Here is a 21,677-nt window from a genome sequence, read left to right as displayed (position 1 = left end):
GGCCGATCCGCCGCATCAGGCGCGGCAGGTCGCGCAGGATGGCGCTAAGCCCCATCAGTGCGATCTCGCTGCCGTCGAACAATGGCGCCAGGCCGAGCGCCTGCAAATGGCGGCCGCCGATGCCGACAAGCCGAACTTCGCGCCCGGTCATGCGCTTGAGCGCCTGCACAAGGTCGGCGCCAAGTAGGTCGCCGGACTCCTCGCCGGCGACGACGGCTATCTTCAACGGCCGCTCATTCGCCATGCGCCGGCTCCGCAGGCAGGCCAATCACGAACAGGCCGAGCGCATTGGCACGTCCGATGGTGGCGGGACCTTCGAGCACCAGCGAGCGACCGGCTTCGACGGCAATGCCGGCCAGTCCGGCGGCATGCGCCGCCTCGACGGTCAGCGGGCCGATGGAGGGCAGATCGGCACGCAGTTCCTGACCGGGCTTGGCGCATTTGACCAGAACACCGCGGCTCCCGCCGGCCAGCCTGCCGTGCCCGCGCAACTCCCTTGTCCGCTCGAGCAGCCCGTCGGTGCCTTCGACGCCTTCCAACGCAATGGCGCGGCCGCCGACCGCAACAGCCGCTTGGCCGATATCCAGCGCGCCGATGGCTTTTGCCGCCGCGTGCGCCGCCTTGATGTCGCGCCAGTCGGATCTGCGTGGCGCCGCCTTGGTCAGCAGGCCTTCGGCGGCGACCAGCTCCGGCACGATCTCGTCAGCGCCGACGACCTTGATGCCGCTGCGCTCGATCCTGCGCACGAACAGTTTCAGCACCGTATCGTCCCCCCGGGTTACACCGACGAAGAGGCTGGGTAGCCACGCGAGCAGGCCCAAATTGAGGCGCATGGCGCTCAACCTGGGGCGGCGCGTGATATGACCCGCGGTTACGAGATGCGTAACGTGATGCCGCTTAAGGATCGGCAGCAGCGAGCCGACGTCTTCCAGCCTCAAGGTTGCCTGCTCATAGGGCTCGAAATCGGCTATGCGATCGACCTCGCCGGCCGCCATCACGACGAAGGGCAATTTGCCTTGCCGGGCGAGCGCTCGGGCAATTTCGACCGGGAGACTGCCGCCGCCGGCGATGATGCCGACCTTGGCATCTGGCGCGAGATCAAGGCCCTTTCCGGCAGCCTCAATCTTCGTCATCTGCCCTCAGTCTTCATCATCGGTATCGTCGCCGTCGCTACCCTTGAGCGACGGCACGGCGTAGTGCCGCTTGCCGCGACCGGCGATGAAGTCGACGATCTTCATGGCAGTCGGCGACGAGGCGAATTCCGCCTTGGCGAATTCGATGTTCTCGCCGACGGTCCGGGAGCGATCGAAGATCGTCTTGTAGGCTTTGCGCAGCAAGTGGATCTCCGAACGCGGCAGGCCGGCGCGCTTCAGGCCAATGATGTTGAGGCCGCGAAGGCTGGCACGGTTGCCAACGGCGATGGCGTAAGGAATGACGTCGCCGACGATCGCCGAGCAACCGCCGAGAAAGGCGTTATCGCCGATGCGGACAAACTGATGAACCGCGGTAAGGCCGCCGATGTAGACATTGTCACCGACTTCGCAATGCCCGCCTAACGTCGCTTGATTGGCGAAGGTGGCGTTCTTGCCGACCACGCAGTCATGGGCAATATGGGCATAGGCAAGGAAATTGCCGTTGTTGCCGATCGTCGTCTCGCCGCGGCTGGAATCGGTGCCGACATGCATGGTGACACCTTCGCGGATCGTGCAGTTCTCGCCGATCACCAGCGTGGTACGGCCGCCCTTGTGCTTGGTGTTCTGCGGCGGCCCGCCCAGTATCGCCATCGGATAGACCTTGGTCGATGCACCGATGGTGGTCGCGCCAATCACCGAGACATGGCTGACCAGTTCGACGCGGTCGCCGATCACGGTGTCGGGGCCGACGTGACAGAAGGGCCCGATGCGGGCGCCTTCGCCGATTTGGGCGCCTGCCTCGATGACCGAGGATGGATGGATGACTGTCTGGATTTTCATTAGCATTCGTTTGTCAGCCGCTTGCGACCATCATCGCCGATATCTCGGCTTCCGCCGCCTTGGCGCCATCGACGAGGGCCTCGCAAGCGAATTTGAGAAGATTGCCGCGTTTCTTGATTTTCTTCACATGAATTTTCAGCTGGTCGCCTGGAACGACCGGCTTGCGGAACTTGGCATTGTCGATGGTCAGGAAATAAACCAGCGACGGCTTTTCCGTACCAAGGCTGCGGATGCAGATGGCGCCGGCCGTCTGCGCCATCGCCTCGATGATCAGCACGCCGGGCATGACCGGCTGGTCGGGGAAATGACCTTGGAAATGCGGCTCGTTTATGGTGACGTTCTTGATGCCGATGGCGGATTCGTCGCCATCTATGTCGACAATACGGTCGATCATCAAGAACGGATAGCGGTGCGGCAGGAGCTTCATCAGCCGCATTATGTCAACCGCTTCGAGCGTCGCCGCTGCGATGTCAGCCATTTCCCCCCTCACCCTGTTTGCGCGTCCGTGCAAGTCTGCGCAAGGCCGCTATCTCGCGCATGGCTTCCGCCATCGGCTGCGCCGGATATCCTCCCCAAATCTCACCGGCAGGCACATTGCTCATAAACCCGCTTCTTGCCGCAAGCTTGGCCCCGGACCCGATGGTCAAATGATCCGCAAGGCCGACACCGCCACCCATGGTGACGTTGTCGCCTACCGTCACGGAACCGGAAATACCCGAAAGCCCGGCTATTATGCAATTGCGGCCGATGCGAACGTTGTGCGCGATCTGCACCAGATTGTCGATCTTGGTGCCCTGGCCGATGATCGTGTCGGACATGGCGCCGCGATCGACGGTCGTATTCGACCCGATCTCGACGTCGTCCTGGATGATGACGCGGCCGATCTGCGGAACCCGCTCCGGACCCTTGGCGCCGGCCACGAAACCGAAGCCATCCTGGCCGATCCTGGCACCGCCATGGATGATGACGCGATTGCCAATCAACGCATATTGCACGCTGGCACCTGGACCGACATAGCCGTCGCGGCCAATCTGCGAAGACGGACCGATGACCGCATGCGGGGCAATGACGGTCCCGCTGCCGATGGCAGCGCGAGGTCCGATGATCGCACCCGCTTCGATGATCGCGCCGGCCTCGACATGGGCGGTCGCATCGATATGGGCATGCGGCGAGATACCGGTTTCGCCGGTCATCGGTCCAGGCGTTGCAGCCGCCGGAAAAAGCAGACGCCCGACCATTGCGAAGGCCTGCTGCGGGCGCGGATGCACCAGCACCGCGATGCCCGCCGGCGCCTTGCCGGCAAATTCGGCAGGGCAGAGAACCGCCGCCGCCCGCAGTGACTGCATCAGGGCGAAATTGCGCCTGCCATCGACGAAGACAAGGGCGTTCTCGCCGCCTTCGTTGGCGGGCGCCAGAGCCTCGATCGATACATCGGAGAGACCGGAATCAACAAGCGTCGAGCCAGTCAGATTCGCGACTTCGCCGGCCGTATACCGGCGTGAGGGCGCGAAGAACACCGGATCGGTCATTCCAGAAGCAATATCCAGCTAGCGCATGACCCGAAAATCGGAAATCGACCCTCGGAAAGGATCATGCGCAAATCAAAGTGCTACACCGTCCTTTGCGCGTCCGATAGGACGCGCTGCGCTGTAGTGTCGGATCACTGCCATCCGGATCCAAACGAGCCGGAAGCATCATTGCCCGCACATCAGAAGCGGGTCGATATGCCGAAGTTGAATTCCTGCACGTCGTCGGTCTTTTCCTTCTTGACCGGGATCGCATAGTCGATGCGGATCGGGCCGAAAGGCGATGCCCACATCAAACCGACACCGACGGAAGCGCGCCATTCCATGCCGGTTGTCGAAGAATTGACAAGGCCACTTGCGATTTTGCTGCCGTAGAGCGTTGCCGCATCGGCGAACACAGCGCCACGCAAACCGAAGCTTTCGGGGATGACCGGCAGCGGGAACTGCGCTTCCGCCGAGGCATTGAAGTAGGTGGTGCCGCCGAGATGGTCATTGCTGTTGTCCGAAGCAACCGGGCCGATGCCGCCATATTCGAAACCGCGGATCATACGGTCGCTGCTCTGGAAATGGTCGAAGACGCGCAGATCGCCGTTGCCATAGCCTTGGACATGGCCGGCGCCGCCCGAAATGAGGCCCACCAGGTCCAATTGTTCGGACAGCGTCTGATAAATGCTGCCGCGCGCCGTGACCTTGATGAATTTGGCATCGCCGCCGAGGCCGGCCACTTCGGTGCCGACATTGGCATAAATGCCATCATGCGGGTTCTTCATGTCGTCGATCGTATTGTAGATCAGGCCGAGACTGACCGAAGACTTGAGCCATGGGCTCTCGTTAACGCCGTTTTGGATCGCCTGGGACACGTCGCAACCGGCCGATGGGTCGCAGCCCTCGTCGAACTCGTACTTCTCTTGCGCAATATTATAAGCGAGTTGCGTCGAGATATTGTCTGTGATCGGCAGGCCGAAGCGAACGGTCGCGCCTGTCGTGTCGCTGTCGTAATGGTCGTAGTTTCGGCTCTGTTTGTAGATGTCGAAGCCGGCCGCGATGCGGCGTCCGAGGAAATAGGGTTCGGTGAAAGAGAAGCTGTAGTCGCGCGAGTTCTTGCCACCGCCCGCCGCCACCTTGATGAATTGGCCTCGACCGAGGAAGTTGCGCTCACTGATGGAGCCTTCGACGGACGGACCTGACGTTTCACCGCCGCTCGAATAACCGGCGCCGACCGTGAACTCACCGGTCGATTTCTCGACCACATCCACCACCAGCACAACCTGGTCCGGCTCAGAACCCGGAACAGTGGAAATTTCGACTTTTTCAAAATAATCGAGCGCTTCCAGCCGCCTCTTCGCGCGCTGGATGAGCACCTGATTGAAAGCATCGCCTTCGCTGACATCGAACTCGCGGCGAATGACGTAGTCGCGCGTCCGATCGTTGCCGCGAATCTCGATGCGCTCGATATAGGCCTTGGTCCCCTGATCGACCGTATAGACGACCGAGATCGTGTGGTTCTCGAAGTTGCGGTCGCCGCGCGGCGTCACCTGGGCGAAGGCATAGCCGGATCCAGCGACCTTTTCGGTCAAGGCGATGATCGTGTCCTCGACGTTCTTGGCGTTGTAGACATCGCCCTTGTGGGTCTCGACCACCGATTCAAGCGACTTGGCGTCGACCTCGGGGATCGTGCTTTCGACGCTGACATCCCCGAACGTATAACGCTCGCCCTCCTGCACCGTAATGGTGACGGTGTATTTGTTGGTTGTGTCGTCGAGTTCGCCGACAGCCGAGACGACCTGGAAGTCGGCATAGCCGTGATTATAATAGAAGCGGCGCAGCAGCTCCTGGTCGGCGCGCAGCTTGTCCTCGTCATAAACATCGTCGCGCAGCACGAACGACAGGAAGGACGAGCGCTTGGTGGAGATGATGTCCGACAGACGGCGGCTCGAATAGGCGCTGTTGCCGACGAAATTGATCGCGGCGATCTGGGTGCGGCCGCCTTCGTTGATGTTGAAGACCACGTTTACCCGGTTGTCGCCGAGATCCATGATCTGGGTGGTCACGGCGGCATCGTCGCGGCCGATACGCCGGTATGCGGCCTTGACCGCCTCGACATCGGCATCGAGCTGCTGTTGCGAGAAGGTGCCGCGCGGCTTCAATTGCACCGCGGCCTCAAGCGCGTTGTCCTTGAGCTTCTTGTTGCCCTGGAACAGCACCTGGTTGACGACCTGGTATTCGGACACCTTGATGACCAGCGTCGATCCGACCTGGTTGATCTGCACATCCGAAAACAGCCCGGTGCCAAACAGCGCCTTGACCGCATCGTCGATATCCGAACTGGAAAACGCCTTGCCGGGCTTGATCGTCACGTAATTGCGGATGGTGTCCGCGTCGACACGCTGATTGCCGGTGACTTCGACTCTGGAGACGACAGCCGCCTCGGCGGCCGATGTGGCAACGAACTGCACTGCGAGCGCGCCTGGTACAACCAGAGCGGCGGACATAGCCACCGCGGACGCGGCGCTCAGAAACTTGGATGCTGCCTTCATCGGGCTTTTGTACCTTTTCTCGAAGTCCCCACGGCGAGAAAACCGGACGTGCGGTAATTTCCCCTACCGTATTAACCGGATTTTCCCTACACGCAAGGCTTCTGGTTAATTTGTATTTACTTAACCCTGCGGCGTGGCTTTCGCGTCACGCATATCCCCACGCATGGTAAACGGCGTCTCAACATTGCTCGTGCCGAAGCCAAATTCCTTCATGATTTCAGCACCCAAACAGATCGTTCCAGAAAACAAAGCCCATGAACCCGAGCACCAATATGAGGCCGCTTCGGTAAGCCATTTCCATCATGCGTTCGGACACCGGCCGCCGGATGACAGCCTCCACGCCGTAGAACAGAAGATGCCCTCCGTCGAGGGGGGGAATCGGCAAAAGGTTGAGAATCCCTATCCCGACTGACAGGAATGCAACAAGCTGCACGAGCCATTCAAAGCCGAGCTTTGCCGCCTGACCCGACATCTTGGCGATCTTGATGGGGCCGCCCAGCTGGCACTTGTCCTCGCGGCCGACAACGAAACGTTGCAGGAACTGGCCGGTACGCTGGATGACGTGTCCGGTTTCCTGGACCGCTGCCCCGACCGCCCCGGCCGGACTATAGGTGATCAGCCGTGGCTGGCCGAGTTCCTTGTTGTTGACGACGCCGATCACGGCCACCTGGACCTTATTGCCCAGTGCGTCTTGTTGTTCCATCAAGCGCGGCGTCGCCGTGACGGTGATTTCCTTGCCGGCGCGTAGCATGACGAAGGTGATGCTGTCGCCGGCGCGGCCAGAGACCAGACGCTGGACGTCGGCAAAGGTCTCGACCTTGCTGCCGTCGACGCTGACGAATCGGTCGCCGGGCATGATGCCGGCCGCGGCGGCCGGACTGCCGACGGTGACCTCAGCCACCATCGGCTCCAGCACGGGCCGGCCATGGACGGAAAACAGCACGGCAAAGACGGCGATCGTCAGCAGGAAGTTGAACAGCGGCCCCGCCACGACGGTCGCCGCCCGCTTCCAGATCGGCTGCGTGTGGAAGGCAACCTTGCGTTCTTCGTCGCTCAGCGCCTCGATCTCCTCCGAGCTGGGCTGGCTCGACGTCGCGTTCATGTCGCCGACGAACTTGACGTAGCCGCCGAGCGGTATGGCGCAAAGCTTCCAGCGCGTGCCGCGGCTATCGTTGAAGCCGATGATCTCTGGGCCGAAACCGATCGAAAAGGCTTTTGCGCCGATACCGCACCAACGCCCGACGAGGTAATGGCCCATTTCGTGGACAAAAACGACCACGGTCAGCACGAACAGGAAAGGCACCAGCGTGCCGAGGACAAAGCCCTCTGTGCTGAAAACCGCGTGAAAAATCTCGTTCAATTCATGCCCTCAAATTCATCCACGGCACAGATCACGCCGCGACTGTGACATCAATCCAGGCGAATCCATGACGCAGCCCCGCGCCGGCCCACCGACGATGCCGTTCAAACCGGAAACAGCCCCTGTGCCGGATGGTCGGCGGTCGCGGAAATCCAGCCGATGACGTATAGGGCGAAAGCCGCCGCGACAAGCCCATCTACCCGATCCATGATGCCGCCATGGCCGGGTATCAGCGTGCCGGAATCTTTACGGCCGTGGCGTCGCTTGACCCATGATTCGAACAGGTCGCCGGCCTGCGCGACAATCGAAAGCACCAGTGCGACCACGCCAAGCACGACGAGGTTGCCCGTTCCGGCTACGGCGGCCAGAAGCAGCCCGGCCACTACGCCGCCGACCACCCCACCGAGCGCCCCGCTCCGCGTCTTGCCCGGCGAGATCGACGGCGCCAGCCTTGGACCACCGATGGAGCGGCCGACGAAATAGGCAAAGATATCGGTCGCCCAAACCACGGCGAATAGGAACAGAATGGCCAGCAGCCCTGAATGGTCGCCGTCACGCAAGAAGGCCAGCGACAAGCCGGACACGGCCGCATAGGCAAGGCCGGATGCTTCCCACGGTCCTGCCCTGCGCATGGAAGAAGCGACGGCAGTGACAGCAACCAGAGCCGCGACGAGCGGCAGCAGCAAAGACGCAGGCAGGCCGGCGACGAGGGCACCAATAAAGACCACGATCAGCGCCTCGGGCAGAAAGCCGAGACCTGCCGTAGCACCAGCACCTGCCGGGGCAACGGGGCGGCTCATCCGCGTCCACTCGTAGAAGATGACCGCCGCCGTGGCAGCGCAAAGCAACCGGAAGGACAGTCCGCCGAGCCAGGTCAGGGCAAGCGTGACGATGGCAAGCACGACGGCCGAAATGACCCGGAGTTGGAGGTTGCTCATTCCTCAGCCTGAGGCGACATCTTGGGCGGCAAGTCCGCCGAAGCGGCGCTCGCGGCCGGCGAAATCGCGCAGTGCATCGGACAGGTGCTCGCGACTGAAGTCGGGCCAGTAGCAAGGCAGGAAAACGAGTTCGCTATAGGCGGCCTGCCATAACAGGAAGTTGGACAGCCGAAGCTCGCCGCTGGTGCGGATGACCAGTTCCGGGTCCGGAATGCCCTCTGTATCGAGCGAGCTGGCAAAGGAATCGGCCGTGATCGCCTCGCTCTCGATCTCACCGCGCGCCACCGCCGCTGCGAGCTTGCGCGCGGTGCGCACGATCTCGTCGCGCCCGCCGTAATTGAAGGCAATGACCAGTGTCAGCGCCTCGTTGCTGAGAGTGAGCGTTTCGGCTTCCTCGAGCAGCCCCCTTATGTCGGGCTGCAGCCCTGCCCTGTCACCGATGACCCTGATCCGCACCCCACTCTGGTGCAGCTCGGCAAGGTCACGTCGGATGAAAAGCTTCAGCAGGCCCATGAGGTCGCTGACTTCGGATTTCGGCCGTGACCAGTTTTCCGACGAAAAAGCGTAGACGGTCAGGAAGGAGATGCCTAGGCCGGGGGCGGCGCGCACTGTCTTGCGCAGCGCCTCGACGCCGGCGCGGTGACCGGCCAGCCGCGGCAAGCCGCGCGCCTTGGCCCAGCGTCCGTTTCCGTCCATGATGATCGCGACATGCGCGGGCGTTGCCATATTCTCGCTTCCGGGCCAGGCGTGGCCAGACCCTAGACCTGCATGATTTCCGCTTCCTTGTCGGAAAGCAGGTGGTCGATGGTGCTGATTGTCTCGTCGGTCAGTTTCTGAACCTGGTCGGCCCGTTTGCGATGGTCGTCCTCACTGATGTCGCCGTCCTTTTCCGCCTTTTTCAGAAAGTCCATGCCGTCCCGGCGAACGTGGCGTGCGGCGACGCGGGCATTCTCGGCATAACCGTGCGAGATCTTGACCAGCTCCTTGCGGCGCTGTTCGTTGAGCTCGGGCAGCGGAATCCTGAGATTGGTACCGTCGACGATAGGATTGAAGCCGAGATTGGCTTCACGGATGGCGCGGTCGACTGCGCTGACCATCGACTTGTCCCAGACCGAAACCGAAATCATGCGCGGTTCCGGCACCGACACTGTTGCCACCTGGTTGATCGGCATGGTGGTGCCATAGGCCTGCACCTGGACGGCATCGAGCAGGTTGCTCGACGCGCGGCCGGTGCGCAGCGAAGCCAGATCATGCTTGAACGCGGCGATCGCCCCGTCCATGCGCCGTTTGAGATCGTCGTACTCGCCACTCATCATCGTCTCCTCGACCCGTTAACCCGGGTTCACTGCTTAGGCCCTGTTCGAGCCTCATCCGCAACCGGTCCCTTTCGGGTTCATGGTCCGGTCAATCGTCTGCGACAACCGTGCAACGGCCGCCGCCCCTCAGGATATCGCCGAAGCCACCCTTCTCGTGGATCGAATAGACGATTATCGGAATGTTGTTTTCGCGCGCAAGTGCAATCGCCGCCGTATCCATGATCGAAAGCCCGCGTTTGATGACTTCGTCATGGCTGATCCGCTCGAAACGTGTCGCATGCGGGTCCTTCTTGGGATCAGCCGAATAGACACCATCGACCTGGGTGCCCTTGAACAGAGCATCGGCGCCGATCTCGGCGGCGCGAAGGGCCGCAGCCGAATCGGTGGTGAAGAACGGATTGCCGGTGCCGCCGGCGAAGATGACGACCTTGCCCTGGTTCATGTAGGCGGTCGCCTGACGCTGCGAAAAACTTTCGCAAAGCTCGGGCATGGCGATCGCCGACAGCACCACGGCGTCGACGCCGATCTTGTTGAGCGAGGTGCGCAGCGCCAGCGAATTGATAACCGTGGCAAGCATGCCCATATGGTCGCCGGTGACGCGGTCTCCGCCTTTTGACGCAACCGCGACGCCACGGAAGATGTTGCCGCCGCCTATGACGACACCGACTTCGATGCCCAATGCGCGGGCCTCGGCGATGTCGGCGGCGATGCGGTCGACCACCGATACGTCGATGCCGAAATGCTGCTCGCCCATCAACGCTTCGCCCGACGCTTTCAGCAAGACACGTCGGTAGAGGGGCTTCACCGTCATCTGGTCCTCGTCATCGTGCGTGTGACGCGTTTCGGTGCGCCCCGAAACACTGGGCGTTCCGATACACGAAGGGCGCCCCGATGTGACCCCGCCCCCGAGCCGGAAAGTTGAGATCGTGGACCGGGATAGCCGTCAGCTCACGCCGGCAAAAGTGCCTCGCATGAGCAGATCCGGCAGATAGCTTGCCGGCTTACCGCCAACCGCCTGCCCACCGGTCAGGCCGCCTTGTATTTCAGGGCCGAAGAACGAATACGGAAAGGGCGTGACCGGCCGGCTCACCGCATCGAGCCGTGCCCGAAGATCTTCGGGAATGTCGAAATCAAGCGCGCCGAGATTGTCCTTGAGCTGGTCAAGCCTGGTGGCGCCGACGATGACGGATGCAATGCCTGGCCTGTTTGCCGTCCAGTTCAAGGCGATCTGGGCCATGCTGCGGCCGAGCTGGCCGGCAACCCTCTCCAGTTCGGCGACGATTTGCCAGTTGCGATCGGTGAATTTCTGGAAACCGGGATTGGTCGAACCACGCATTGTCTCCAGCCGGCCACCATCCTCGACGATTGTATCGAAACGGTATTTTCCGCTGAGCAGGCCGCTGGCCAATGGACTCCAGACCATGATTCCGGCGCCATAGCGCGTGCCGAACGGCACGAACTCGTGCTCGATGTTGCGCTCGGCCAGCGAATATTCGAGCTGAAGCGCCGAAACCGGTTCATAGCCGCGATGCTCGGCGACGGCCTGCGCCCGGCTTGCGTACCAGGCCGGCACGTCGGACATACCGACATGCCGGATCTTTCCGGCGCGCACCAGATCGTCCAGCGTCCGCATCACCTCCTCCGGCGGCGTCAGCCTGTCCCAGGTATGGAGGATGTAGAGGTCGATGTAGTCGGTGCCGAGCCGCTTCAGCGAACCGTCTATCGCCCGCAGGATGTTCTTGCGGCCGTTGCCCCCGGCGTTCGGGTTGCCCGGTTCGGCGTTGTAGGTGAATTTGGTACTGATCACCGCCTTGTCGCGCAGCCCACGCTCGGCGATGAATTCGCCGAGCCAGGTTTCGGCCGTGCCACCGGTATAGAGATCGGCGGTATCGAAGAAATTGCCACCGGCTTCGACATAGGCATCAACCAAGGCGCGCGCGGTTTCCTTCTCCGCGCCCCAGCCCCATTCCGTGCCGAACGTCATGGTGCCGAGCGCCAGGCGGGTGACACGCAGCCCGCTGTTGCCGAGCGTGTAGTAGGACATGGTCATGGATTTCTCCTGAAGTTTGAAAAGCGGGATTGAGGTCTTGCCTGGGATACGCAGTCAGGCCTTGGCCAGCGCATCGACCACCACCTGGAAGCGGCGCGGATCGAAATAATCGTGGTAGGTGCTGATCAGACCGCTCTTGAAGTGGAAAATCGCGATATTGCTGTTGGTGTATTCAGTGCCGCCGATCAGCACCGCGCGGTTCTTGTACTCAACGACGATCGCGTCCGAATCCGCTGCCGGATAGATGGCTGTCAGCTGCGAATCGAAGGATTCGAAATTACCGAAGAGGCCTCGGAAGGCCGCCAGGATCGCGGCTTTACCATCGATGCTGTTTCCAAATCCTGCCGGCGGGTAGAAGACAAGTATACGGCCATCTTCAGCCCAAAGGTCGCCCCATGCCTCAATGTCCTTGCGGTGCATCAGATCAAAGAATTTACGCACGGTCTCGAGATTACGGGTTCGTTCGGAATCGAGGTCGGTCATTAGACGTCTCCTTGGCTGCTCGGCGATTGCCGTGTGATGCAGCCAAAGATGCGCCCTCCTTTCTCCGCCGATAAGATTGCATTATCCGAATGGACTATGCGATATCATGCATGAATGGACCGCGATCTGCTTAGCCACCTACCTGTAATCGTTGCCGTCGCGCGGCGTGGCGGCTTCGCGCCGGCAGCCGCCGAGCTCGGCATGAGCCCGTCAGCGGTCAGCCATGCGGTTCGGCTGGTAGAGGAGCGAATCGGCCAGCCGTTGTTTGCCCGCACCACGCGCAGCGTCTCGCTGACCGAGGCTGGCACCGCGCTTGTCGCTGCGGCGGAGCCGGCGCTGGAAGACATTGCCGACCGGATCGAACGTATCCGCTCTGTCAAAGGCCGGGCAAGCGGACTGCTCAGGATCAACGCGCCGCGTTTGGCGCTGCCTCTGGCGCTGATGCCCATCCTGACGGCGATGGCGGAACGTTACCCTGACGTGACGGTGGAGATCGTCACCGACGAACGTCTGAGCGATATCGTCGGCGAGGGTTTCGACGCCGGCATCCGGCTGGGCGAGATGATCGCCGAGGATATGGTGACGGTGCGACTGACAGGGCCTTTCCGCAGCATCATCGTTGCCTCGCCGGCCTATGTCGGCCGGCGCGGGCGGCCATGGGCGTTGGCCGATCTCGCCGCGCACAACTGCATCGGCTATCGGCTGTTGCGATCACGTGCGCTCTATCGCTGGGATCTGTCCGATCAGGGCAAGGATATCAGCGTCGAGACACGCGGCAGCGTGGTCGTCAGCGATCCGCTGTCGGCAAGGGAAATGGCGCTTGCCGGCATCGGCCTCGCCTATCTGTTCGAGCCGCTTGTCAAGCCCGACATCGAGGCAGGCCGGCTGGTCGAAGTCCTTGGCGAGGCATCGATCGAGGAACCGGGACTGTTCCTCTATTTCCCGCGCCGCGCCGCGATGGCCCCGAAGCTCCGCGCCTTCATCGACACCGCGCAAGAAATCGGCCGGGCATCCTCGCGGATACCCGGCCGAAAAAGCCTTTCAAACGAATAGTTACTTCTTGACCGCTGCCGCGACTTCCGCCGCGAAATCGGTCTCTTCCTTCTCGATGCCCTCACCGAGCGCGAAGCGCAGATAGGCAGCGATTTTGGCTGGCGCCCCGATTTCGCTTTCGGCATCCTTCAGCGCCTTCTCGACGGTAATGTCGGGATTGAGCACGAAAGCCTGCTTGAGCAGCACGACCTCTTCATAGAACTTGCGCAAACGGCCTTCGACCATCTTCTCGATGATCGCTTCCGGCTTGCCGGACTGGCGCGCCTGGTCGGCGAAGATCGCCTTCTCGCGTTCCACTGCGGCCGGATCGAGCTCTTCGGTGGTCAGGGCCATCGGATTGGTGGCAGCGACATGCATGGCAACCTGACGGGCGAAGGCGTTGGCGGCATGCGCGTTGCCTGTCGTCTCGATGGCCACTAGCACGCCGAGCTTGCCAAGGCCGTCGGCGACTGCATTGTGAACGTAGGTTGCGACAGCGCCGTGCTCGACGGTGAGCTTGGCCGAGCGGCGGAAGCCCAGATTCTCGCCGATGGTGCCGACAGCGTCCTTGATGGTCTCGGCGACCGACTTGCCCGAGCCCGGATAGGGAGCGGCGGCAACGGCCTCGGTCTTGCCGCCATAGGCAAGCGCGACCTTCGCGACATTGGCGACGATCTCCTGGAACGCAGCATTGCGGGCAACGAAGTCCGTCTCGGAATTGACCTCGACAATCGCTGCCTCGCGGACGCCGGAATCTACGCCGATCAGGCCTTCGGCAGCGGTACGGCCAGCCTTCTTGTCGGCCTTGGAAATGCCCTTCTTGCGCAGCCAGTCGATGGCTTCTTCCATATTGCCGTTGGTCTCGTTCAACGCCGCCTTGCAATCCATCATGCCCGCGCCGGTCAAGTCGCGGAGTTCTTTGACCTGTGCAGCCGAAATGCTCATTGTCGCCTCTTTGTCTAAATGCACTGACGCACCATCGATTTTCGATGATGCGCCTGGTGCCGGTAGCGCTTACCGCGCCAACATATTGGAAAGATGAAGGCCGCAGCCGGCCTTCGCTACTATGCTTCCGGGGTCTGGGCTGCCGGGCTCTCGGCGGCCGGGGTCTGATCGAGCGCCGGTTCGACCGGAGCCTCGACCGATGCGCCGATATCGACACCGAGCGCGCCCTGCTGACGGGCGATGCCGTCGATAGCTGCCTTGGCGATCAAATCGCAATACAGCTGGATGGCGCGGGCCGCGTCGTCATTGCCGGGGATCGGGAAGTCGATCTTGTCCGGGTCGCAGTTGGAATCGATGATGGCAACGACCGGGATGCCGAGACGCTTGGCCTCGAGAATGGCGATCGCTTCCTTGTTGGTGTCGATCACGAACATCAAATCGGGCGTCGAACCCATATCCTTGATGCCGCCCAGCGCCTTGTCGAGCTTCTCACGCTCGCGGTCGAGGTTGAGGCGCTCCTTCTTGGTCAGGCCCTGAGCCTCGCCGGCCAGCATTTCGTCGAGCTTGCGCAGGCGCTGGATGGAATTCGAGATCGTCTTCCAGTTGGTCAGCATGCCGCCGAGCCAGCGCGAGTTGACATAGTACTGGGCCGAGCGCTGCGCGGCATCGGCGACGATGTCGGAGGCCTGGCGCTTGGTGCCGACGAACAGCACGCGGCCGCCCTTGGCAACAGTGTCGGAAACCTGCTTCAGCGCCTGGTGCAGCAAAGGCACCGTCTGCGAGAGGTCGATGATGTGTATGTTGTTGCGGGCGCCGTAGATATAGGGCGCCATTTTCGGGTTCCAGCGGTGGGTCTGGTGGCCGAAGTGAATGCCAGCTTCCAATAGCTGGCGCATGCTGAAATCAGGCAGAGCCATTCTTATTTCCTTTCCGGTTAGCCTCCACGGACACAGGCATTTTTGGACTTTGTCCTCGAACGCCACCGGAGGTTTCAGCCGGATTTCTCCCGGGCAGACACCAAAGTCCGTGTGTGGAATGAGCGCGCATATAGAGGGGAAGCGCGACAAACGCAAGCGTTGTGGCGTCTTGTGGTTCAGCGTGCGGCGATCAGCGCACCGGTGTCATCGCCGCATCTTCCCCTTCGGCACCCGCACACGCCGGAAAACGGCGACGATCTCCTCGCGGCTGCATTCGATGGCGCCTAACCGCACTGCGCGGTCGCGCTCGAACCCGGTTATGTCATAATGCGGTGCCGATGTCTTCGGCGGTCCTTGGTAGGACGCGCGCTTGATGCCGAGCTGCCCGGCAAAGCGATGCAGCTCGTCGGTGTCGTCTGCCAGCAGATGGCACCAGCGGTGGCCGATCCATTTCCAGATCGCCGCATCGACATAGACCGCCATGAGATTTGCCGCACTCCTTCATCTTGCGCCGACCAACACGCCGCTAACGATGATAGAAGGGATTGGCATAGAAAATGAAGCCGCCGCCGGCCTCGAGTTGCGTCATCGTCCTGGTGACGGTCTCCTGCATCCGGTCGTGCAGTTCGGCGAGTGCCTCCTCGACGGAGCCTTGATAGGCGTGCAAGCCTAGCGGCTCCGGTACCCGGACATAGGCGCGGCGTGGGCCTGCCGGCTGCGGCACGAAACGGTTGATCGTATCGCGCAGCGTACCCTTGCAATAGTCGTTGCGGATCCGCTTCAAATGTTCGGCGATCTCCTCCTGCGTGATGCGCGGATTGGCTGAAGCCCACGGCCCGACACGCTGCAGGCGCTGGATTGTATCTGCCAGCGTTCGGACCTGCTTCTGGATTTCGGTGCCGTCCATGTTCTCCCCCAGCCAGCGCCGCGACCGGCGCAAAAGCTCGGCAGTGTCGAGCGTGCCGGCGTCGACCGAGACAAGTTCGGCAAGGCGACGGCCGAGTTCGGTCAGCAGGTCCTTTTGACGTGCGTCGTACGAAGCCCGCTCATCGGACCGCAGGCCATATGCAGCCTCATCGCGCGACAGCAAGGTCGCATAGATATGATGGATGCGCTCCGGCAGCGAATTGGCGGCACGGCGTTCGATCTTCAGGCTGTGCTCGACATAGGCGCATTCCTTTGCCAGCGCTGCCTCGACATTCCCCGTGAAAGCAAGCTTCCAGATCACGGGCGCGATCCAAACCTTGAAGTCCGGATCCGTCAGGCGGCCGCGCTTCAGCGCCTCGAACCCCATTTCGACCGCGCCCGGCAGCAGCGGGGCAATGATGTTGGCATGCCAGCCGACACCGCCTTCGGGATGCAGGAGCACGCCGTGCCCCTTCAGCGCCCAGGCCACCGAATGTTCCTTGGCGGCCGCGCTGTTGCCCGGGATTTGCGCGATCAGATTGTTGGCCAACCAGAATTTCTGCATCAGCCGGCCAAGCCCGTTGACGACGCCGTGCGTGGCCCAGGATGCCGCCAGCGGGCTTACCCGCGAGACGACCTCCTTGTCGATCATCCAGTCGGTAAAGAATTCGGGATGGTTGGGCGTGATGAACGTCGCCTTGCCCGCGCCGCAACAAGCCTTCAGCCTTTGCCGGTCATTCTCCGGAAAATCGATGTGGCGGACATTGGCGACGCCGCGCAAACCGGCCAGACGGTTGAATGGCAACAGGTCGCGAAACCCCGGAACGCCGTGCAGCATGACAATCCGGTTGACGAATGTCATAGCGTTGATCAGCGTCGCATTGGGCCGCGGCGCCACAAAAACGTCGATCCTGCTCAACCTGCTCCCCCGCGGCCCATACTGTCATAAGACGTTGATAGGCAATTGCGGCATGCTCAAGTCGATGCGACTTGCCCCGCAAGATTAAGCGCTACCATCCCGGATAGCGGCCGGCGGCTTGCCGTTCACTCGAGCTTATTTAGACGGGCAGGTCTTTGGCTGATCGAACAGCGACAGATTGACCAATTTGCCGGTCATTGAGAACTCGCCATAGTCCATGACGAGATCGCGCGTGATGCCGTTCTTGTGCAGCTTGAAGCTGATCCGGTATTCCGGCACCTCCTCGCCGCCTTTGTCGGCATCATCGAAATAGGCGATGTCGACCGGCCAGTATTTGTCGGTGGCGAGCTTGGCCAGCGCCGGCGCTTCCGGATCGGCATTGTCGGCATCGGCTTGCTTGCCGACGACGACGGTGGTGGTCACCACCTTGTTGGCATCCTCAGAGCCGTCGAACAGGTTGGTTTCGTAGAAACGCTCGCCCTTTTCCGCCTTGCCGATCATTTCGACCATTTGCTGGGTCGGGAACTGGGTCGGCGCGAGTTCCAGGCTGTTCTTCTCGGGCTTGTCGATATCGACCTTGAGACCGTTGGCTTCCTTCGTTGCGGTACCCTTGACCTCCTTGTCGAGGTTCTGGTCGACAAAGGATTTGTTCACGAAGGAGAAGGTCTTGCCCTCGGCATCCTCGAAGGTGGTCATCTGCTGGTCGGTCAGCCTGGTGTTGTCGCTGGTTACGATCTGGGTCACCAAACGGAACTTTACTGTATAGCCCTCGCAAGGCGAGCCGTTGAACTCGTAGACCATGCGGCCGGTGATGCCGGTAATACCGGAACGGTCTGAAGCCTTGTCGAGTGAAATGTCGTAAACAGCACGATGCGCCTGCAGCGCAGGCACCGCAAAAGCGGGAGCCGCCCAGGAAGCCGCTGTCAAGAGAACGGCGTTGAATGCGAGGCGCGTTGCGCGCATGGGGTGCTCCGATCATCGCGGCTAATGGCAGGCCGCATGGAAAGATGGTCCAGCTTAAAAAAAGTCGTGGCGGAAGCGAGGCAAAAATAGCAATTTCGGCCCGGCCTGCGCGGCACCTTCAAGCAATAGGCAAATAGCATGAGCGAAACAATCGAAAAGCGGCTAAGCGATCTCGGCGTGACGCTGCCGGCCGCCGCCGCGCCCGCCGCCAATTACGTGCCCTATTGCCGGACCGGCAATCTGCTGTTCACCGCCGGGCAGTTGCCGCTCAAGGACGGCAAGCTCCAGGCGAGCGGACTGCTTGGCCGCGATGTCGACACCGCGACCGGCAAGGAAGCCGCAAAATACTGTGCGATCAACATATTGGCCCAGGCTCAGGCGGCACTTGGCGATCTCGAGAAAATCCGTCGCTTGGTGAAGATCACCGTCTTCGTCGCCTCGGCACCGGATTTTGTCGAACAGCATCTGGTTGCCAACGGCGCCTCGGATTTTCTCGCCGCCGTGCTCGGCGATCGCGGCAAGCACGCTCGCTCCGCCGTCGGCACCGCCTCCCTGCCGCTTAATGCCGCAGTGGAAATCGAAGCGATCTTCGAAGTCGAATGACCGGGACTGCAACCATGACCGATCTTTCCTGGCTGACCGCCCGGCCCGTCGCCCATCGCGGCCTCCACGACATGAACAAGACGCGCTGGGAGAACACCCTTTCCGCCTTCGCTGCGGCGGCCGAGCGCGGCTACGCGATCGAATGCGATGTGCACCTATCATCCGACGGCGTCCCCGTCATCATCCACGATGGCGATCTGCGGCGGCTGACCGGCGAGGACGGCTTCGTCTGGCAGCGTACGGCTGCAGAGATCACGGCGCTGAAGGTCGGCGGCACCGCCGACCATTTGCCGACGCTGCAGCAGGCGCTTGATCTGGTCGACGGCCGTGTGCCGATGGTTGTCGAGCTGAAAGGTGCTGCCGGGCACGACGAAGGCCTGGTCGAAAGCGTCGGCAAGATGCTCAAGCATTACAAGGGCAAGACCGCGATCATGTCGTTCGACCATTGGCTGATCCGCGAGTTCCCGAAATATGCACCCGGCATACCCGGCGGGTTGACCGCCTACGGCAACGACAACCACCTGATCGAGGCGCATTTCGCCATGCTGGCGCATGACATCGCCTTCACCTCCTACGCTGCCGGCGACCTGCCGAACCGGTTCGTCTCCTTCGTGCGAGAGAGACTCGGTATGCCGGTGATCACCTGGACCGTGCACGACCAGCCTGCCGTCGACCTGACCTTCAAATATGCCGACCAGATGACATTCGAAGGATTCGAGCCCGATCTGGTACGGCTTGCCTGAGCGGGCTTGTATGGGTCCGCAGCGAGCTTAAGTAAGCCTCATGGATCAAGGGGACGACTGCGAAAGACAAACGGCGAATGCGGAGCTGTCGATCCGCATCGCCGCGGGCATCGGCGCCTTTACCAGCGCTGAATGGGACAGCCTCGGCGGCACTACACGCGGCGATGCAGAATACGGCTACAACCCGCTTGTTTCATTGGCCTTTTTGAGCGCGCTGGAAGATTCCGGCTGCGCTGTTCGGCGCACCGGCTGGCAAGGCCATCACCTCAGGCTGGAAACCGCGCGAGGCAAGTTGCTCGGAGCGGTCCCCTGCTATCTGAAGTCGCACAGCCAGGGCGAATATGTCTTCGACCATGGCTGGTCGGACGCGTTCGAACGCGCCGGCGGGCGCTACTATCCGAAGCTGCAGTGCGCGGTGCCGTTCACACCCGTCACCGGCCCTCGCCTGCTGGTCGGCAGGGGCGAGGACAGCCCCACCGTCAAGGCCGGTCTTGCGGCCGGTCTGAAGGCGGTGACGGATAAGCTCGGCGTGTCTTCCGCGCATGTTACTTTCGCGCCGGAGGACGACGTCCAGATATTGGCGGCGGCCGGCTTCCTGCATCGCACCGACCAGCAGTTTCACTTCTTCAACGAAGGCTTCTCGAGCTACGACGATTTTCTCGCAACGTTAGCCTCGCGCAAGCGCAAGGCAATGAAGAAAGAGCGGCGCGAGGCCCTCGCCGACGGCATCTCGATCGACTGGCTGACCGGCAAGGATCTGACCGAAAAGGCCTGGGACGACTTTTTCGCGTTCTACATGGATACCGGCAGCAGGAAATGGGGCCGGCCCTACCTCAACCGCGATTTCTTCTCGCTGATCGGCGAGCGCATGGCCGACGACATCCTGCTGGTCATGGCCAAACGCAACGGGCGCTACATTGCAGGTGCCATCAACTTCATCGGCTCAGACGCGCTCTACGGCCGCAATTGGGGCTGCATCGAGGACCACCCATTCCTGCATTTCGAGGTCTGCTACCATCAGGCAATCGATTTCGCCATCTCGCGCAAGCTGAAGGTGGTTGAAGCCGGTGCGCAGGGCGAGCACAAGCTGGCGCGCGGCTACCGGCCCGTGACGATGCGTTCGGCGCACTACATCGCCCATCCAGGTCTGCGCAATGCAGTGGCCGACTACCTCCAGCGCGAGCGGCGCGAAGTCGAGCGGATGAGCGAATATCTGGAAGAGCACACCCCGTTCCGCAAGGACATGGCGGAGTAGGGTAGCGAGCCCAATCGCTCAGCCGAGCGGGCCGGCACGGCCGATGTCGACCGATCGTCTTGCCCGCCCGGAACAGCTTCGCTACACGAGACAGCGAGCCAAGAACCGGAGCGCGCGCCATGGCCGAAGCAACCTATGACAGCAGCAACATCTTCGCCAAAATCCTGCGCGGAGAAATCCCTTCGCACCGCGTCTACGAAGATGACGCGGTCATCGTCTTCATGGATGTGATGCCGCAAGGGCAGGGTCACACGCTAGTGGTGCCGAAAGCGCCGTCGCGCAACCTGCTTGACGCGGATCCGGCGGCGCTTGGCCCGCTCTTCGCTCACGTCCAGAAAATTGCGCGGGCCGTAAAGAAGGCCTTCGATGCCGATGGCGTCACGGTTATGCAGTTCAACGAACCAGCTTCGGGGCAGACTGTCTTTCACCTTCACGTCCATGTCATTCCGCGCTTCGAGGGCATTCCCCTGAAACCGCACAGCGGACAGATGGAAAAGCCTGAAGTCCTGGCCGAGAACGCCGGCAAGATACGGATGGCGCTGGCAAGCTGAACCGGCGCAAACCGCTCCGGCGGGGTACGCCTCCGGCGAGGGCCGCCTTGCGGGAGCATGGCCCGGTAGCGAAGCTGCGCTCTTAAGGTCGTCCTTTCGAGCGTAGTTAGCAGCACAGCATGAGCCATGTGACGTTATTGACCGGACCGGAGCGTCGTCGTCGTTGGCGTGAAGAGGATCAGTGCCGGATCCTGGCCGCGGCATTCGCGCCCGGGGCCATAGTGGCGGCGGTAGCGCGTCAGTACGATGTCGCAACCAGCCTGATCTATAAGTGGCGCCGCACGGTGAGAGCCCGCGAGACGGGCTTTGCCGAAGTTGTCGTGGTTCCCGATAAGCCTTTCGCCGCTTCGGTGCCGGCGGCGCCACCAGCGGTGATCGAGCTGGAGATCGCCGGCAAGGTGCGGCTGCGGATACCGCTGACCACGCCGCCGACACTGGCGGCGGCGATGGTGAAGGCGCTGGGCGTTTCATGATCCCGGTTCCGAGCCAGGTGCGGATCTGGTTGGCGGTTGGCCGGACCGATATGCGTCGCGGAATGCAAGGCCTCGCTCTGCAGGTTCAGGAGACGTTGGGCCGGGATCCGCATGCCGGCGATCTTTATGTCTTCCGCGGCCGCAACGGCAACCTGATCAAGATTATCTGGCATGATGGGCTCGGCAT

24 protein-coding genes and 1 pseudogene are annotated in these 21,677 nt (G+C 62.0%); 7 read left to right on the top strand and 18 right to left on the bottom strand.

The window, feature by feature from the left end; genetic code table 11:
• The 13 genes and pseudogenes from NKI25_RS33855 to NKI25_RS33795 form a co-directional block, all read right to left on the bottom strand.
• A pseudogene (locus NKI25_RS33855) lies at positions 1–244 on the bottom strand (lipid-A-disaccharide synthase); the annotation flags it as partial.
• Entirely contained in the window at positions 234–1,133 is a 900-nt protein-coding gene (locus NKI25_RS33850; protein ID WP_023674944.1) for an LpxI family protein, read from the bottom strand. The pseudogene NKI25_RS33855 and the gene NKI25_RS33850, both read right to left, overlap by 11 nt.
• 6 nt (positions 1,134–1,139) lie before the next feature.
• Complete coding sequence (gene lpxA / locus NKI25_RS33845) at positions 1,140–1,973, bottom strand: acyl-ACP--UDP-N-acetylglucosamine O-acyltransferase (protein WP_023674943.1); 834 nt, start codon at positions 1,971–1,973, stop codon at positions 1,140–1,142.
• A gap of 13 nt (positions 1,974–1,986) precedes the next feature.
• Positions 1,987–2,451, bottom strand: a complete 465-nt coding sequence (fabZ, locus tag NKI25_RS33840; RefSeq protein ID WP_023674942.1) for a 3-hydroxyacyl-ACP dehydratase FabZ — start codon at positions 2,449–2,451, stop codon at positions 1,987–1,989.
• A complete protein-coding gene (lpxD, locus tag NKI25_RS33835; RefSeq protein ID WP_352448823.1) occupies positions 2,444–3,502 on the bottom strand; it encodes a UDP-3-O-(3-hydroxymyristoyl)glucosamine N-acyltransferase in 1,059 nt (352 codons plus the stop codon). The genes fabZ and lpxD overlap by 8 nt, the downstream gene beginning before the upstream one ends.
• A 179-nt stretch (positions 3,503–3,681) precedes the next feature.
• Entirely contained in the window at positions 3,682–6,036 is a 2,355-nt protein-coding gene (gene bamA, locus NKI25_RS33830; protein ID WP_023674940.1) for an outer membrane protein assembly factor BamA, read from the bottom strand.
• Between the two features lie 217 nt (positions 6,037–6,253).
• Positions 6,254–7,396: an RIP metalloprotease RseP gene (gene rseP, locus NKI25_RS33825; RefSeq protein WP_023674938.1), complete on the bottom strand. Its 1,143-nt coding sequence runs from the start codon at positions 7,394–7,396 to the stop codon at positions 6,254–6,256.
• Between the two features lie 104 nt (positions 7,397–7,500).
• A complete protein-coding gene (locus NKI25_RS33820; protein ID WP_023674937.1) occupies positions 7,501–8,334 on the bottom strand; it encodes a phosphatidate cytidylyltransferase in 834 nt (277 codons plus the stop codon).
• A gap of 3 nt (positions 8,335–8,337) precedes the next feature.
• Positions 8,338–9,060, bottom strand: coding sequence for an isoprenyl transferase (locus NKI25_RS33815; protein WP_023674936.1), 723 nt, complete (start codon positions 9,058–9,060; stop codon positions 8,338–8,340).
• Positions 9,061–9,092: 32 nt separating this feature from the next.
• On the bottom strand, positions 9,093–9,647 hold the full coding sequence (gene frr, locus NKI25_RS33810) for a ribosome recycling factor (RefSeq protein ID WP_084640965.1): 555 nt from the start codon (positions 9,645–9,647) through the stop codon (positions 9,093–9,095).
• A gap of 91 nt (positions 9,648–9,738) precedes the next feature.
• Positions 9,739–10,461 (bottom strand): UMP kinase, encoded by a 723-nt coding sequence (gene pyrH, locus NKI25_RS33805; protein ID WP_023674934.1) that lies wholly within the window; start codon positions 10,459–10,461, stop codon positions 9,739–9,741.
• A 132-nt stretch (positions 10,462–10,593) separates the two neighbouring features.
• The gene (locus NKI25_RS33800; protein WP_023674933.1) at positions 10,594–11,700 is read right to left on the bottom strand and encodes an aldo/keto reductase; all 1,107 of its coding nucleotides are present in this window, start codon (positions 11,698–11,700) and stop codon (positions 10,594–10,596) included.
• Positions 11,701–11,754: 54 nt separating this feature from the next.
• Positions 11,755–12,183, bottom strand: a complete 429-nt coding sequence (locus NKI25_RS33795) for a nuclear transport factor 2 family protein (protein WP_023674932.1) — start codon at positions 12,181–12,183, stop codon at positions 11,755–11,757.
• 114 nt (positions 12,184–12,297) lie between these two features.
• Between NKI25_RS33795 and NKI25_RS33790 the strand changes: the two genes are divergently transcribed.
• The gene (locus NKI25_RS33790) at positions 12,298–13,236 is read left to right on the top strand and encodes a LysR family transcriptional regulator (RefSeq protein WP_023674931.1); all 939 of its coding nucleotides are present in this window, start codon (positions 12,298–12,300) and stop codon (positions 13,234–13,236) included.
• On the opposite strand, the gene tsf is transcribed toward NKI25_RS33790, so the two are convergent.
• The 5 genes from tsf to NKI25_RS33765 all read right to left on the bottom strand — a co-directional run bounded on the left by tsf (position 13,237) and on the right by NKI25_RS33765 (position 17,865).
• Positions 13,237–14,160, bottom strand: a complete 924-nt coding sequence (gene tsf, locus NKI25_RS33785) for a translation elongation factor Ts (protein WP_352471655.1) — start codon at positions 14,158–14,160, stop codon at positions 13,237–13,239.
• Positions 14,161–14,279: 119 nt separating this feature from the next.
• Positions 14,280–15,077, bottom strand: coding sequence for a 30S ribosomal protein S2 (gene rpsB, locus NKI25_RS33780; RefSeq protein WP_031211288.1), 798 nt, complete (start codon positions 15,075–15,077; stop codon positions 14,280–14,282).
• A 204-nt stretch (positions 15,078–15,281) separates the two neighbouring features.
• On the bottom strand, positions 15,282–15,560 hold the full coding sequence (locus NKI25_RS33775; protein WP_352455747.1) for a DUF4031 domain-containing protein: 279 nt from the start codon (positions 15,558–15,560) through the stop codon (positions 15,282–15,284).
• A 43-nt stretch (positions 15,561–15,603) separates the two neighbouring features.
• On the bottom strand, positions 15,604–16,902 hold the full coding sequence (locus tag NKI25_RS33770; RefSeq protein WP_352593433.1) for a lysophospholipid acyltransferase family protein: 1,299 nt from the start codon (positions 16,900–16,902) through the stop codon (positions 15,604–15,606).
• A gap of 135 nt (positions 16,903–17,037) precedes the next feature.
• A complete protein-coding gene (locus tag NKI25_RS33765; RefSeq protein WP_023674927.1) occupies positions 17,038–17,865 on the bottom strand; it encodes a cell envelope integrity EipB family protein in 828 nt (275 codons plus the stop codon).
• Between the two features lie 138 nt (positions 17,866–18,003).
• Here NKI25_RS33765 and NKI25_RS33760 point away from each other — a divergent pair, with 138 nt between their 5' ends.
• From NKI25_RS33760 to tnpB, 6 genes are all read left to right on the top strand, one after another.
• A complete protein-coding gene (locus NKI25_RS33760; RefSeq protein ID WP_352593436.1) occupies positions 18,004–18,468 on the top strand; it encodes a RidA family protein in 465 nt (154 codons plus the stop codon).
• A 14-nt stretch (positions 18,469–18,482) separates the two neighbouring features.
• Positions 18,483–19,211 carry a glycerophosphodiester phosphodiesterase gene (locus NKI25_RS33755; RefSeq protein ID WP_023674925.1) on the top strand — a complete coding sequence of 243 codons (729 nt, stop codon included), beginning with the start codon at positions 18,483–18,485 and terminating at the stop codon, positions 19,209–19,211.
• Between the two features lie 40 nt (positions 19,212–19,251).
• A complete protein-coding gene (locus tag NKI25_RS33750; RefSeq protein ID WP_353000644.1) occupies positions 19,252–20,466 on the top strand; it encodes a GNAT family N-acetyltransferase in 1,215 nt (404 codons plus the stop codon).
• A 119-nt stretch (positions 20,467–20,585) separates the two neighbouring features.
• Positions 20,586–21,017 carry an HIT family protein gene (locus NKI25_RS33745; protein WP_352593442.1) on the top strand — a complete coding sequence of 144 codons (432 nt, stop codon included), beginning with the start codon at positions 20,586–20,588 and terminating at the stop codon, positions 21,015–21,017.
• A 119-nt stretch (positions 21,018–21,136) separates the two neighbouring features.
• The gene (gene tnpA, locus NKI25_RS33740) at positions 21,137–21,490 is read left to right on the top strand and encodes an IS66-like element accessory protein TnpA (RefSeq protein WP_352596435.1); all 354 of its coding nucleotides are present in this window, start codon (positions 21,137–21,139) and stop codon (positions 21,488–21,490) included.
• A partial coding sequence (tnpB, locus tag NKI25_RS33735) for an IS66 family insertion sequence element accessory protein TnpB (protein WP_353000642.1) occupies positions 21,487–21,677 on the top strand: 191 nt, incomplete at its 3' end. The genes tnpA and tnpB, both read left to right, overlap by 4 nt.

Source organism: Mesorhizobium sp. M0808, assembly GCF_040320025.1.
Taxonomy (GTDB): Bacteria; Pseudomonadota; Alphaproteobacteria; order Rhizobiales; family Rhizobiaceae; genus Mesorhizobium.
Note: the sequence above shows the minus strand (reverse complement) of the source record. Positions and strands in the feature narration are given on the sequence as shown.